Source organism: Streptomyces sp. NPDC096048 (genome assembly GCF_044763415.1).
Lineage (GTDB): Bacteria > Actinomycetota > Actinomycetes > Streptomycetales > Streptomycetaceae > Streptomyces.
On the sequence record NZ_JBIWGG010000003.1, the window covers coordinates 541,810 to 554,538 of the forward strand.

The window sequence follows — 12,729 nt, forward strand, 5'->3', positions numbered from 1 at the left end:
CCGACCCGGCTCAGACGAGGGCGACGGCCTCCTGAACGGAGAGGCCGGTGCCCTCGGCGTACGCGGCCTCGTACGCCTCACCGCCGATCACCTCGCGGACCCGCTCGGTGGCCCGGGCGCGCGCGTCCCGCTCCAGGCCCATCGAGACGTGGTCGCGCGGCAGCATCGCGTCGGCGGCGCCGATGCAGCGTGCGGCGTCCGCGGCCCGGCACCCGCCGTCCACGCGGGCCAGCGCCATCGCGGCGATGGTCAGGTACCCGGAGCGCATGTGCGGGGCGATGGCCGCGGACAGCGGGTCCTCGGCCCGCGCCAGCGACTTGCGGACCTTGTCCAGGCACTCCTCGTGCCGGTCCTCCAGGGTGGCGATCCACGCCTCCGCGGCGAGGATGAAGGCGTCGAAGACGATGAAATGCGAGAGGGTGAAGTCCTGCCGCAGCAGCCGCAGCTGCACCTTCGCCTCGGCGGTCCGGCCGGTCATGCCGAGCCGGCCGGCGAGGAAGAGCCGGGCGGCCGGCATGGCGCCGTTGTGCCCGCTCCCCTCGGTCCGGCCGATCACCCCGTACAGGATGCGCTCGCCCTCCGCACCGTCGCCCGCCTCCAGCAGCACGCTGCCGAGGCGGGCCTCCAGGACGTCCACCTGGGCGTGCGCGCCGAGCCGTTCGGCGTGTTCCGCGGCGGCCCGGTAGTCGGCGGCGGCGAGCCGGTACTCGCCCTTGCGCTCACGGGCCTCGGCGCGGGCGGCGAGCGCCTCGGCGGTGCCCCAGGCGTCGCCGAGGCGGCGGTAGATCTCCAGCGCCTCGTCGGCGTCGCCGGCCGCGTCGCCCGCCCACTCGGTGCGGTTGGCGAGGAAGTTGGCGCGCATCTGGAGGCTGCCGGCCAGCGCCCAGTCGTATCCCGGCGTCTCGCGGGAGGTGCGCACGGCGGCGTCCATGATCACGCGCAGCCGCTCCATGTCGCCGGAGAGCATCACGGCGAAGAACCAGAGCAGGCCGGGAGGGGCGCAGTTCTGGGGCATGCCCGGTTCGTACGTCTCGGCGATGACCCGCAGTTTCCGCTTCGCCTCCGGTTTCTGCCAGACCTCCAGCTCGGTGTCCATGCAGGCGAGATGGGCGAGATGGACCCCGCGCCGGGCCTCGACGAGCACCTCGCCGGTCATCGGCGGCGGGGCGGCAGTGCACCGCTCCCACACCGGCTCGGCACGGCGGACCGGCTCCGTGAACGGGTCCGGGCCGAGGGTCATGACCTCGCTGAACCAGTTCCTGGCCTCCACCCGCAGGTCGCGCATCTGCCAGTACCAGACCAGCGACAGCGACAGGCTCAGCGCCTCCTGCTCGTCGCGCTCGGCGATGGCGTGCCGCAGGGCGGTGCGCAGGTTCTCGTACTCGCGCTCCAGCCGCTCGATGGCGGCCAGCTGTCGCGGGCCGCGCAGCAACGGGTCGGTGGTGCGGGCGAGTTCGCGGTAGTACGTCAGGTGCGCGCGCTCGGCGCCGGCGCGGCCGCCGGCCTCGTCGAGGCGTTCCCCGGCGTACTCGGCGACGGTCTCCAGGAGCCGGTAGCGCATGCCGTCGCCGCCGGACGGCGCGGCGACGACCAGGGACTTGTCGACCAGGGAGCCGAGGGCCTCCAGCGCGGCGGGGCCGCACACCGCCTCGGCGGCGGCGAGGTCGCAGCCGCCCGCGAAGACGGACAGGCGCATCAGGACGTCCCGTTCGTCCTCGTCGAGCAGGTCCCAGGACCAGTCGACGACCGCGCGCAGCGTCTGCTGCCGGGGCAGGACGGTGCGGCTGCCGGAGGTGAGCAGACGGAAGCGGTCGTCGAGGCGGCCGGCGATCTGGCGCGGGGTGAGCATGCGCAGCCGGGCGGCGGCCAGTTCGATGGCCAGCGGCAGACCGTCGAGGCGGCGGCAGATCTCGGCGCAGGCCGCCGCGGTCTCCTCGTCGGCGTCGGTGCGGAAGCCGGGGCGGGCGGCGGCGCCCCGGTCGGCGAGCAGCCGGAGCGCGGCCGGCTCGGGCAGCGGCTCCACCGGGCGCAGTGACTCCCCCGGTACGCCGAGGGGTTCGCGGCTGGTGGCGAGGACGGTCAGGCCGGGACAGCGGGCGAGCAGTTCCTCGGTGAGGCGGGCGGCGGCGTCGACGACGTGTTCGCAGTTGTCGAGGACGATCAGCATGCGGCGCCGGCCGCAGTGCTCGACGAGGCGCTCGACGGCGGTGGCCTGCCGGTCGGAGGCGGCGACGGCCCGCATCTCCTCGGCGCCGGCGCCGTACAGCACGGTCTCGCGGGCGCCGACGGCGGTCAGTACGGCCTCCGGTACGGCGCCGGGGTCGTCGACGGGGGCCAGCTCGGCCAGCCACACGCCGTCCCGCGCCGTGTCCCCGGCGCCCTCGGCGACCTCCTGCGACAACCGGGTCTTTCCGGCGCCGCCGGGCCCGAGGAGGGTGACGAGACGGGTGGTCGCCAGGTCGGCGCGCAGGGCCTCGATGTCGGCGTCCCGGCCGACGAAGGAGGTGAGCCGGGCGCGGAGGTTGCCCCGGGGGCGGGAGGCGGCCGGAGCGACCGGGGCGGCACGGCCCTCGGCCGCGGTGGGTGCGGCTGGCTCGGCGGGCGTCGCGGGCGACCCGGGGGCGGCGGGCGTCCCGGAGGTCCCGGGCGCCCCGGAAGTCCCGGGATACGCGGATGTCCCGGACATCTCAGGATGCGCGGACGCCCCGGGCGCCCCGGACGCCCCGGGATGCGCGGTTCCCGGCGCCGGAGGCTTCGCGGTTGCCCCGGACGCCAGGCGCGTCCCGGGCGGAGCTGGCGGAGCTGGCGGAGCTGGCGGAGCTGGCGGAGCTGGCGCTGGATTGAGCAGTTCCCCGTGCAAAGCTCGGAGTTCCGGCCCCGGGTCGGTGCCGAGCCGGTCCGCGAGGAGCCGGCGTACGGCGTCGTAGGCGGCCAGCGCCTCGGCGGTGCGGCCGGTGTCGCGCAGGGCGCGCAGCCGCAGGGCCTGGAGGGGCTCGTCCAGGGGGTGGCCGTCGCACAGGGCGGTCAGCTCGGGCAGGGAGTGTTCGGCCTGTCCGAGGTCGAGGGCGGCGGTGTGACGGGCGCGCAGGGCGTCCAGGTGCCGTATCTCCCAGCGGGCCGCCTCGGCGGTGCGGTCGGGCAGGTCGGCGAGGGCGGGGCCGCGCCACAGGGTGAGGGCGTCGTCGAGCACGACGGCCGCCTTGGCGGGGGCGCCGTCGGCCAGGGCACGGGTGCCCTCGCCGGCCAGCCGGTCGAAGCGGTGCAGGTCGACGTCGTCCGGGGCGGCGGCGAGCCGGTAACCGCCGTCGGCCGAGGCGACGGCGCCCGCGCCGAGCGTCCGGCGCAGCCGCCCGACCAGGGCCTGCAAGGCACCGGGTGCGTCGGCGGGCGGGTCGCCGTCCCACACCTCCCGCACCAGCAGGCCCGCGGGCAGGGTGCGGCCGGGCCGGAGCGCGAGGACGGTCAGCAGCGCGCGCAGCCGCGCCCCGCCGAGCGGGACGGCCGTGCCGTCGGGGCGGAGTACCTGTGTGGTGCCGAGGATGCGATAGCGCACGGGGTCCATTGTCCCCGCTGCCGTCGAAGCCGGTCACGGGGTTCGTCGGCGCGGCGCGCGGACCCGTCCCGAAGCCCCCGGAACCTCCTGCCGCCCGTGAGACGTCTTCCCGGTGCGCCCGGTACGGTCGGGCAGTCCCCCCGCGGGTCCCGCGCCGCACACCCGAGAGTCCAGGGAGTCCCATGACCACCGCCACCGCCCGCCCCAGCGACCGGCGGATCAGTCCGGTGTTCCTCGGGATCGTCGCCGTCGCCGCGGTCACGGGCTGGGCCGTCTGGACCGGGTTCGCCGAGCAGCCGGGCCTGGCCGTGTTCCTGTTCGTGACGGCCGCGTGGGTCGTGTCCTTGTGCCTGCACGAGTACGCGCACGCGCGCACCGCGCTGCACAGCGGCGACATCTCGGTCGGCGCGAAGGGCTATCTCACGCTGAACCCGGTGAAGTACACGCACGCCCTGCTGAGCATCGTGCTCCCGGTGCTGTTCGTGATCATGGGCGGGATCGGTCTGCCGGGCGGTGCGGTCTTCATCGAGCGCGGGCGGATCCGGGGTCGCTGGCGGCACAGCCTGATCTCGGCGGCGGGTCCGCTGACGAACGTCCTGTTCGCCGTGGTGTGCACGGCGCCGTTCTGGCTGGACGCGCTGGACGGTGTGCCGCGCGACTTCCGGATCGCGCTGGCCTTCCTCGCGCTGCTCCAGGTCACGGCGGCGATCCTGAACTTCCTGCCGGTGCCGGGCCTGGACGGCTACGGGGTGATCGAGCCGTGGCTGTCGTACCACGTGCGGCGGCAGGTGGAGCCGCTCGCGCCGTTCGGGCTGCTGATCGTGTTCGCGCTGCTGTGGATCCCGGCCGTCAACGGTGTGTTCTTCGACGCGGTCGACGCGATCCTGCGCGGTCTCGGCATCGGCGAGATCGACACGTACTGCGGCTTCGAGCTGTACCGCTTCTGGCAGACGGACCCGCTGTGCTCGGTCAGCCCGTGACGGACGTGGAGCGGCGGGCGTCCCTGCCGCGCTTGACGTAGTACCAGCACATGTTGGACGACAGCCCCGACAGCAGCACCCACACGACGCCGATCAGCACGCTGCCCTGCACGAAGGACACGACGGCGGCGGCCACGGCGAGTACGCAGACGGCCAGGGCGTAGAGGGCGAGGCGGGGCATGGTGCGGGCTCCTGTCGGGGGACACGGCGGGCACTGCGGGTGCCGTGTCGCGGTCTGGCTGGCACCCACCAGTGTCCCCCATCGCCTCACACGTCCGTGACGCGGAGTCCGGCGTGTGCCTTGTAGCGGCGGTTGACGGAGATCAGGTTGGCGACCAGCGACTCGACCTGGTGGGCGCCTCGCAGCCGCCCGGCGTAGACGCCGCGCATGCCGGGGATGCGCCCGGCGAGGGCCTGGACGATCTCCACGTCGGCGCGGACCTCGCCCAGCACCATGACGTCGGTGTCGATCTCGTCGATCTCCGGGTCCTGGAGGAGGACGGCGGACAGGTGGTGGAAGGCGGCCGTGACCCGGCTGTCCGGGAGCAGGGCGGCGGCCTGCTCGGCGGCGCTGCCCTCCTCGGGCTTGAGCGCGTAGGCGCCCTTCTTGTCGAAGCCGAGCGGGTTGACGCAGTCGACGACGAGCTTGCCGGACAGTTCCTCGCGCAGGGATTCGAGGGTCTTGCCGTGGCCGTCCCAGGGCACGGCGACGATCACGACGTCGCTGCGGCGGGCGGTCTCGGCGTTGTCGGCGCCCTCGACGCCGTGCCCGATCTCCTCGGCGGCGGCCTCGGCGCGCTCGGCGGCGCGCGAGCCGACGATCACCTTCTGGCCGGCCTTGGCGAGGCGGTAGGCCAGGCCCTTGCCCTGGGGGCCGGTGCCGCCGAGCACGCCGACGACCAGCCCGGATACGTCGGGCAGGTCCCAGGGGTCCTTGGCGGGGGCCTTCTGTGCAGCACTGTCGGTAGAGGTCATGGGCCGACCCTACGTCCGTCCCGGCCGCCGGTCGGGTTCAGGTCCCGCCCAGTGCCGGGTCGTTCCCGGGCCGTCCCCGGGTCGGGCGAATCCGGGGCGAATGCCGGGTCGCGCGGGCCGGGTTGCGGCAGGATGCGGGCCCATGGACGCCGTACGGGTCGCGCTGCTGCGGGAAGTGCTCGCCGGGACCGAGTGGCTGGGGGCCACCCGGAGGTTCGCGGGGGCCCTGCGGGGCTCCGTGGTCCCGCACGGGGGCGGGCTGCTGCTCGTGGGCACCGCCGAGTACGAGCCCTGGCATCTGGCGGCGCACCTGGTGGACGAGGCGGCCTGGTCCGGGACGCCGGAGCTGGCCCCCACGCTCGTACGGCACGACGCGCGCCCTTCGGACCCGGCGCATCTCGCGGTGGGTCCGGGGCGGCTGGCGGCGGCCCGGCGCGGGGAGACGCTGCTCGTGGTGACGCCGGACGACCCCGGTGCCCCGCTGCTGGAACGGGTGCACGACGCCCGCCGGGCCGGCGCGACGGTGCTGGCGCTGGGCACCGGCGAGCGGGAGCTGACGGCGATGGCGCACGAGACGCTGACCGTGCCGGACGGCGCCGAGCTGGACCTGGACACGGTGCAGCACCTGGTCAGCGCGGCGGCCGGGGAGAACGCGGTGCCGCCGCCCCGGGGCCGCCGCCGCTTCCGGGACCGCCTGTCCCGCCTGGCCGACCACCTGACGGCCCCGCCGCCGACCGGCTGGTAGCCACCGCCTCCGGACCCGCGCGCGGCGGTCGCCGCCGCGGTGACCGTGGAGAGGTGACCCGTCAGTCCTCCTCCGCGCGCCCCGCGGAGGGGGAGTCGTGCCACTTGGGGTCGTTCTCCCACTCGAGGTTGCGCTCGCGGGCGGTCCGCATCGCCTGCTCGGCCTCCGTGCGGGAGGCGTACGGTCCGAAACGGTCCTTTCCCGGGCAGTCCGGGCCCTCCTCGACCTTCTGGTGCTCCAGGCAGTAGTACCACTCGCCCGGTTTTCCGACCGTGCGCTTCTTGAACAGGGCCATGACCGGCTCCTTTCGCCAGGGACATGCTCTCGTATGCCCGCTGGTTAGACTCGCTGACATGTCTGGCCAGTCGCTGCTCGTACCAGGGGAGCTGTCTCCCACCCGTTCCGTACCCGGAAACATCCGCCGTCCCGAATACGTGGGCAAACCCGCGCCGACGCCGTACACCGGACCGGAGGTGCAGACGCCCGAGACGATCGAGGCGATGCGCGTGGCCGGGCGGATCGCCGCGCGGGCGATGGAGGAGGCCGCGAAGCTGATCGCGCCCGGCGTCACGACGGACGAGCTGGACCGGGTGGCGCACGCGTACATGTGCGACCACGGCGCCTACCCCTCGACGCTGGGCTACCGCGGTTTCCCCAAGTCCCTGTGCAGCTCGGTCAACGAGGTCATCTGCCACGGCATCCCCGACTCCACGGTGCTGCGCGACGGTGACATCGTCAACCTCGACGTGACGGCGTACATCGGCGGCGTGCACGGCGACAACAACGCGACCTACCTGGTCGGCGACGTGGACGAGGAGAGCCGGCTGCTGGTCGAGCGGACCCGGGAGTCCCTCGCCCGCGCCATCAAGGCGGTCAAGCCGGGCCGGCAGATCAACATCATCGGCCGGGTCATCGAGTCGTACGCGAAGCGGTTCGGGTACGGGGTGGTGCGGGACTTCACCGGCCACGGGATCAACTCGTCGTTCCACTCGGGGCTCATCGTCCCGCACTACGACAGCCCGCACGCCACCACCGTCATCCAGCCCGGGATGACCTTCACGATCGAGCCGATGCTGACGCTCGGGACGCACGAGTACGACATGTGGGACGACGGCTGGACGGTCGTGACCAAGGACCGCAAGCGGACGGCGCAGTTCGAGCACACGCTCGTGGTGACCGACTCCGGGGCCGAGATCCTGACCCTTCCGTAGCCTCACCACGCCCTTCACGGCCCGCTCTCCTGGGAGGGCGGGCCTTTTCGTGCCCGGGTACGCTTTTACCGACAGGACGTCGGAAAGACTATTGACTTAGGTAAGCCTAACCATAGAAAATCAGGCCCCATGGACTCCTTCTCGACCCTCATCCGCACGGCCTCCCACGAGCAGCACGTGGAGGCGGAGACCTCCACCTTCATGAGCGACCTGCTCGGCGGCCGGCTCGGTGTCGACGCGTACGCGCGCTACACCGAGCAGCTGTGGTTCGTCTACGAGGCCTTGGAGGCCGGCGCCGGGCGGCTGGCGTCGGACCCGGTGGCCGGGCCGTTCGTCCGGCCGGAGCTGATGCGGCTGGCCTCCCTGGAGCGGGACCTGGCGCATCTGCGCGGGCCGGGCTGGCGCACGGGGCTGACCGCCCTGCCCGCGACCGAGGAGTACGCGGCCCGGGTGCGCGAGTGCGCCGAGCGCTGGCCGGCCGGGTACGTCGCCCACCACTACACGCGGTACCTCGGCGACCTGTCCGGCGGTCAGATCATCCGCGACAAGGCGGAGCGGACGTGGGGCTTCGCCAAGAAGGGCGACGGGGTCCGCTTCTACGTCTTCGAGGAGATCACCAACCCGGCCGCGTTCAAGCGCGAGTACCGCGAACTGCTGGACGGCATCCACGCGGACGACCTGGAGAAGCAGCGGGTCGTCGCCGAGTGCAAGCGGGCCTTCGCTCTGAACACCGCCGTCTTCCGGGGGCTGGGCGAGGAGTTCCCACTGTCCGCGTGAGCACGAGCAGACCCACCCCGAAGACGGACCGGTCCCCCTCGGCCACGGTGGCCGAGGGGGACCCGGAGCGAACGGCCGACCGACTCAGTTGTCGATGTCGTAGTCGTCGCTGCGGCAGTTGATGCCCCCGAAGTACACGTCGCTGCCGACGATGTCCGTAGAGACGTTGCCGAAGTACGGGCTGCAGGTGGCGTCCTCGTCACCGTGCAGCGGGCCGTCGAAGCCGTCGAAGGCGGTGGCCGTCGCGGCGCCGCCGGCCGTCATGGCGGCGGTCAGCAGGACGGTGGCGAGGGCTGAGCGGATGCGCATGGGGTGCCTCTCACGTGAGGGAACGGTCAGCCCAGAGGTAACCCCTCGCGCCGGCGCGCACACGCGGTTCCACCCGTACGGCGGCGCCCGTCACCGCTCCAGACGCACCCGGCCCCCGATCTCGACCCAGCCCTCGGGCTGCGGCGCCGTCAGGATCTGCGAGCCGGCCCCCTGTGCGATGTTGAGGGCCCGGCCCAGCCGTTCGGTCAGCAGCAGCGCCGCGGCGCCCGTCGCCTCGTCCTCGTCGATGCCGTCGTCGCGGCCCGGGAAGGCGCGGGCCCGGACCCGCCCCGCCGACTCGTCCTCCCAGGCCCAGGCGTAAAGCCACTCCCCCGGCGGCGGCACCGGCAGGTCGTCGACCTCGGCGACGGTGGCGTACTGGCGCAGGGTGCGCGGCGGGGCCCACTCGGGGCGGGCCTCGATCCAGCTGAACTCGCCGTCCAGGCGGGTGCCCACCACCCCGGCCGGGGTGACGAGCTCGGGCACGTCGAGCAGCCAGGCCGTGCCGACGCAGGGGTGGCCGGCGAACGGCAGGCGCAGGGCGGGCGTGTAGATGTCGACGACGCCGCGCTCGGGATCGTCGACGAACACGGTCTCGCTGAAGCCGAGTTTCGCGGCGAGCTCCTGCCGCCCGGCGGGGTCCGGCAGTACGGAGCCGTCCCGGACGACGCCGAGCTCGTTGCCGTATCCGCCGTTCGGCGCACAGAAGACGCGCAGTACGTCGTAGTCAGTCACCGGGGCATTCAAGCATCGCCCGCCGGCGGCCAGGTCGGCCTGGCGGCCTCGTCGAACGGCAGGACGGCGCGTGTCTCCGCGTACGCCCGCGCCAGGACGGCGCGCCCGGCGTTCGGTGTCCGGGCCCGCAGGGCGGTTTACCGCTGCGTCCGCCGCTTGCGCGCGGCGAACACCGCGCCCGCGCCGATCGCGACCGCGACGCCGGCCGCGGCGCCCAGGGCCGGGCCCGGGATGTCCGCGCCGGTGGAGGCCAGGCTGCCGCCGACCGTGCCGCCCGTGGTCGTGCCGGTGCCGCCGATGGTGGCGCCGGTGCCGCCGGTCGTCGAGCCGGTGCCGCCGGTCGTCGAGCCGGACGTGCCGCCGGTACCGCCGGCGGTGCCCGAGCCGCTGGTGCCGCCCGCGCCGCCGCCGTCGGGCAGTTCGGCGTCGTCGCTCAGCGCCACCGACAGGTCGACCGCGTCGAGTGCCGTGCCGGCCGGGTAGTTGCCGAAGATCTTCGCGCCGGCCGCGGTGAGCGTGGCGGCGACGCCGTCGACGGTGATGACGTCGTTCCGTGCGGTCAGGTCGGCGGACTCGGCCTTCAGGTCGGCCAGGACGACGCCCTTGGTCCGGGTGCCGAGGCTGTTCACGTCGGCGCTCAGCTCGCCGGTGCCGCCGTCGAGCGTGGCCTTGAGGTTGCTGAGGGTCAGGTCGAGGCCGTAGGTGCCGTTGGTCTCGTGGCCCTTGAAGTTCACGGCGCCCCGGAAGGAGGCGGTGAGCCTGTCGGCGTCGGTGTCGTAGGTGCCGGTGGCGTCCTGGAAGGTGAAGGCGCCGTTGCCGGCCGCCTGGGCGGCGCCGCCCGAGACGGTGACCCTGCCCTTGGCGATGGAGCCGACGACGTACGCGCGGAAGGACTCCTTCACGCCCCAGCCGAGGGTGCCGTCGGCTATCTCGCCCTTGGCCGGGGCCTCGGTGGCGGTGGCCGTGGCCGTGGCCGTGGCGGAGGGGAACGCGCTGGTGCTCGCGGTCGCGGTCGGGTCCGGCTCGGTCGGGGTGGTCCCGGTGGCCGTCGGCTCCGGGGCCCCGGTCTGCGTCTGCGTCGCTGTCGCCGTCGCCGTCGCCGTCGGGGAGGGTCCGGTGGTGGGAGCGCTGGTGGTGGGCGTGGGGCTGGGCTCCGGCGTCTTCCGCGCCACCGTCAGCGGGTCGCCCGCCGCGCCGTTGTAGCTCGCGCTGCCGAAGACCTCCGCGGCCTCCTCGGTCAGCGTGGTCGCCATGTCCGTCATCGCGCGGGTGACGGTGACCTTGGCGAGCGGCACGTCGTCCTCGGTGGTGCCGCCTCGGGTCACGTCGGCGGTGATCTCGGCGTCCTTGCTGTCGAATCGCACGTCCGACAGCGTGAGCGCGAAGCCGTGCGCCTTGGACTCGATGGCCAGGCTGCCCTTGAAGGCGAGGTTCGTGGTGTGCGCGGTCGAGTCGTAGGCGCCCGTGCCGTCGACGAAGGTGAAGGCGCCGTTGCCGGCGGCCTGCGTCGCGCCGTCCGCGGGGGTGAAGCCGCCCTTGGCGAAGGTGGTGACGTAGGTGCGGTACGACTGCTTGATGCCCCACGTCAGCTCGTAGTCCTTGAGCGGGACCTCGGCCGCCGAGGCGGTGGTCGCGCCGACGGTGGCGAGGGCGGTGGCGCCGAGCGCGGCGGCCGTCGCAACGGCGGCGGCGAGTGCGGTGGAGCGGCGTCGTCTGACGGGCATGGCTCGGTTCTCCTTGGTTGGCGGGTGCTGCGGGTGGGCGATCGGTCCGGTGCGGGTTGAGCCTTCGTCCGCGGGCGCGGGGCGAGCTTTCGTCCGCGGGCATGGGTTGCGCCTTCGCCCGCGGGGGTCGGTTGCGCCGTCGCCCGCGGGCATCGGGTGCGCCTTCGCCCGCGGGTACGGGTTCAGCCCTCGTCCGAGGCGGACGCGGCGGGCTGGGCGCGGCGCCTGCGGACGGCGACGGCCACGAGGGCCGCGGCCACCAGCAGCAGGGCGCCGGCCGCGAGGGAGACGGGCAGGGCGGGGAAGTCGCCGTCGTCGGTGGCGCTCGCGACGGGTTCGGCGGAGGTGTCGGGTCCGGTGGTCCGCTCCGGCTGCGGGCTCGCGCTCGCCGTGGGCGCGTTGCCCAGGTCGGGCAGGGCGGGCAGTTCCGCGTCGGCGGTGAGGGCGACGGCCAGGGAGACCGGGTCCATCTCGGTGCCCGCCCGGTACATGCCGCCGAACGCCTCGGCGCCGCGCGCGGTGAGCTTCGCGGGGGCCTCGGTGACCCGCACCAGGCCGTCGGCCGGCTTCAGGCCCTCGGCGGTGAAGGTGACCAGGGGGACCTTCTCGCCCTGGAGGCCAGGGCTCGTCACGTCGGCGTAGAGCGTGCCCCTGCCGTCCTCGACGGTGGCCCGTACGGCACTGAGCCTCAGGTCGAGGCCGTGCGCGCCGGTGAAGCGCACCGCGCCCTCGAAGGCGCCGGTGAGGTCGCCGTCCTCGAACGTGCCCTCGCCGCCGGGGAAGCGGAAGAGGGCGCCGCCGTCCTGGGCGCCGGCGGTGAGGGCCCACTTGCCGTCGGCGATGTCGCCGGTGACGTACTCGCGGAAGGTGCGGCGTACGCCCCAGTCGACGGCGCCGTCCTGGATCTCGCCCTCCTTGGCCGTGCCGTCCGAAGTCCGCTTCGGCTCGGGCGACTTGTCCGTCTCGGTGGGCGTGCTCGACGGTTTCCGCTCCTGCTGCCGCGCCGCCGCCCGGACGTCCGCCGACAGGCTCACCGGGTCGAGGGCGGTCCCGGCGGTGTAGTACCCGGCGAAGGACTCGGCGCCCTGGGTGGTGAGGGTGGCGGGCAGGTTGTCGAGGGCCACGGCGTTGCCGCCGCCCTTCATGTCGATGCCGCCGACGGAGAGGGCGGCGAAGGGCACCTGACGGGACGTCGTGACCGCCCCGGTGCCCTTCGCCTTGCTGGTGACGTCCACGAAGAGCGTGCCGGTGGAGCCGGAGATGCTCACGGTGGGACGGCTGATGGTGAGGTCGAGCTGGTGGGCGCCCGTGCCGGTGCGGTGCCCGAGGAAGCGCACGCCGCCGGAGAAGGCGGCGCGGAAGGTGCCCGTGTCGCCGTCGTAGGCGCCGGTCGCCGAGTGGAAGCGAAAGGCGCTGCCGCCGACGGTGGCCGTTCCGCCGGTCAGGGAGTAACTCCCCTTGGCGACGGGTCCGGTGACGTAGCTCTGGAACGACGACTTGATGCCCCAGTCGAGCCGTCCGCCCTGCACGGTCCGGCTCTCGGCGTGCGCGGCGGTCACGGGGAGCAGGGCTCCGAGGACCGCCGCGCACAGCACGGTGACCAGGGTGCGAAGTCGGGCGGGCATGCGAAGTCCTCCGGATCGGGGGCCGGTAGCGAACGAAGGTAAGGCTAACCTAAGCTCTAGCCGACTGATACGGGCGGTAGACGAGAGGAACGGAC

The 12,729-nt window shown here is 74.1% G+C and carries 12 protein-coding genes; 4 read left to right on the forward strand and 8 right to left on the reverse strand.

The features are described from left to right. Nucleotides 1-10: 10 nt before the first annotated feature. Nucleotides 11-3,562, reverse strand: a complete 3,552-nt coding sequence (locus ACIQ6R_RS10400) for an AfsR/SARP family transcriptional regulator (RefSeq protein ID WP_404220133.1) — start codon at nt 3,560-3,562, stop codon at nt 11-13. A gap of 173 nt (nt 3,563-3,735) precedes the next feature. Between ACIQ6R_RS10400 and ACIQ6R_RS10405 the strand changes: the two genes are divergently transcribed. Then, nucleotides 3,736-4,533: a site-2 protease family protein gene (locus tag ACIQ6R_RS10405; RefSeq protein WP_404174675.1), complete on the forward strand. Its 798-nt coding sequence runs from the start codon at nt 3,736-3,738 to the stop codon at nt 4,531-4,533. Here the strand turns inward: ACIQ6R_RS10405 and ACIQ6R_RS10410 are convergent. Together ACIQ6R_RS10410 and npdG are read right to left on the reverse strand one after the other, a co-directional pair. Next, complete coding sequence (locus tag ACIQ6R_RS10410; RefSeq protein ID WP_386508155.1) at nt 4,523-4,714, reverse strand: hypothetical protein; 192 nt, start codon at nt 4,712-4,714, stop codon at nt 4,523-4,525. The genes ACIQ6R_RS10405 and ACIQ6R_RS10410 overlap by 11 nt on opposite strands. Before the next feature lie 86 nt (nt 4,715-4,800). Continuing rightward, complete coding sequence (npdG, locus tag ACIQ6R_RS10415) at nt 4,801-5,508, reverse strand: NADPH-dependent F420 reductase (RefSeq protein ID WP_404174678.1); 708 nt, start codon at nt 5,506-5,508, stop codon at nt 4,801-4,803. A 142-nt stretch (nt 5,509-5,650) separates the two neighbouring features. On the opposite strand from npdG, the gene ACIQ6R_RS10420 reads away from it, so the two are divergent. Then, nucleotides 5,651-6,253, forward strand: a complete 603-nt coding sequence (locus ACIQ6R_RS10420) for a hypothetical protein (RefSeq protein ID WP_375918894.1) — start codon at nt 5,651-5,653, stop codon at nt 6,251-6,253. Nucleotides 6,254-6,314: 61 nt separating this feature from the next. On the opposite strand, the gene ACIQ6R_RS10425 is transcribed toward ACIQ6R_RS10420, so the two are convergent. Further along, nucleotides 6,315-6,548: a hypothetical protein gene (locus ACIQ6R_RS10425; RefSeq protein WP_404174681.1), complete on the reverse strand. Its 234-nt coding sequence runs from the start codon at nt 6,546-6,548 to the stop codon at nt 6,315-6,317. 58 nt (nt 6,549-6,606) lie between these two features. On the opposite strand from ACIQ6R_RS10425, the gene map reads away from it, so the two are divergent. Together map and ACIQ6R_RS10435 are read left to right on the forward strand one after the other, a co-directional pair. Then, a complete protein-coding gene (map, locus tag ACIQ6R_RS10430) occupies nt 6,607-7,464 on the forward strand; it encodes a type I methionyl aminopeptidase (protein WP_404174684.1) in 858 nt (285 codons plus the stop codon). 129 nt (nt 7,465-7,593) lie between these two features. Then, entirely contained in the window at nt 7,594-8,241 is a 648-nt protein-coding gene (locus tag ACIQ6R_RS10435) for a heme oxygenase (biliverdin-producing) (protein WP_404220135.1), read from the forward strand. Between the two features lie 84 nt (nt 8,242-8,325). Here ACIQ6R_RS10435 and ACIQ6R_RS10440 read toward each other — a convergent pair whose 3' ends face one another. From ACIQ6R_RS10440 to ACIQ6R_RS10455, 4 genes are all read right to left on the reverse strand, one after another. After that, nucleotides 8,326-8,550: a hypothetical protein gene (locus ACIQ6R_RS10440; protein ID WP_404174688.1), complete on the reverse strand. Its 225-nt coding sequence runs from the start codon at nt 8,548-8,550 to the stop codon at nt 8,326-8,328. A 90-nt stretch (nt 8,551-8,640) separates the two neighbouring features. Then, nucleotides 8,641-9,285 (reverse strand): PhzF family phenazine biosynthesis protein, encoded by a 645-nt coding sequence (locus tag ACIQ6R_RS10445; protein WP_404220137.1) that lies wholly within the window; start codon nt 9,283-9,285, stop codon nt 8,641-8,643. 137 nt (nt 9,286-9,422) lie between these two features. Then, the gene (locus ACIQ6R_RS10450) at nt 9,423-11,009 is read right to left on the reverse strand and encodes an HtaA domain-containing protein (RefSeq protein ID WP_404220139.1); all 1,587 of its coding nucleotides are present in this window, start codon (nt 11,007-11,009) and stop codon (nt 9,423-9,425) included. A 182-nt stretch (nt 11,010-11,191) separates the two neighbouring features. Next, complete coding sequence (locus tag ACIQ6R_RS10455; RefSeq protein ID WP_404220141.1) at nt 11,192-12,634, reverse strand: HtaA domain-containing protein; 1,443 nt, start codon at nt 12,632-12,634, stop codon at nt 11,192-11,194. Nucleotides 12,635-12,729 lie beyond the last annotated feature (95 nt).

Coding starts and splice junctions, on each gene's coding strand:
- ACIQ6R_RS10435 (WP_404220135.1), top strand. CDS start 7,594: ATGGACTCCTTCTCGACCCTCATCCGCACGGCCTCCCACGAGCAGCAC.
- map (WP_404174684.1), top strand. CDS start 6,607: ATGTCTGGCCAGTCGCTGCTCGTACCAGGGGAGCTGTCTCCCACCCGT.
- ACIQ6R_RS10425 (WP_404174681.1), bottom strand. CDS start 6,548: ATGGCCCTGTTCAAGAAGCGCACGGTCGGAAAACCGGGCGAGTGGTAC.
- npdG (WP_404174678.1), bottom strand. CDS start 5,508: ATGACCTCTACCGACAGTGCTGCACAGAAGGCCCCCGCCAAGGACCCC.
- ACIQ6R_RS10420 (WP_375918894.1), top strand. CDS start 5,651: ATGGACGCCGTACGGGTCGCGCTGCTGCGGGAAGTGCTCGCCGGGACC.
- ACIQ6R_RS10450 (WP_404220139.1), bottom strand. CDS start 11,009: ATGCCCGTCAGACGACGCCGCTCCACCGCACTCGCCGCCGCCGTTGCG.
- ACIQ6R_RS10455 (WP_404220141.1), bottom strand. CDS start 12,634: ATGCCCGCCCGACTTCGCACCCTGGTCACCGTGCTGTGCGCGGCGGTC.
- ACIQ6R_RS10400 (WP_404220133.1), bottom strand. CDS start 3,562: ATGGACCCCGTGCGCTATCGCATCCTCGGCACCACACAGGTACTCCGC.
- ACIQ6R_RS10405 (WP_404174675.1), top strand. CDS start 3,736: ATGACCACCGCCACCGCCCGCCCCAGCGACCGGCGGATCAGTCCGGTG.
- ACIQ6R_RS10410 (WP_386508155.1), bottom strand. CDS start 4,714: ATGCCCCGCCTCGCCCTCTACGCCCTGGCCGTCTGCGTACTCGCCGTG.
- ACIQ6R_RS10440 (WP_404174688.1), bottom strand. CDS start 8,550: ATGCGCATCCGCTCAGCCCTCGCCACCGTCCTGCTGACCGCCGCCATG.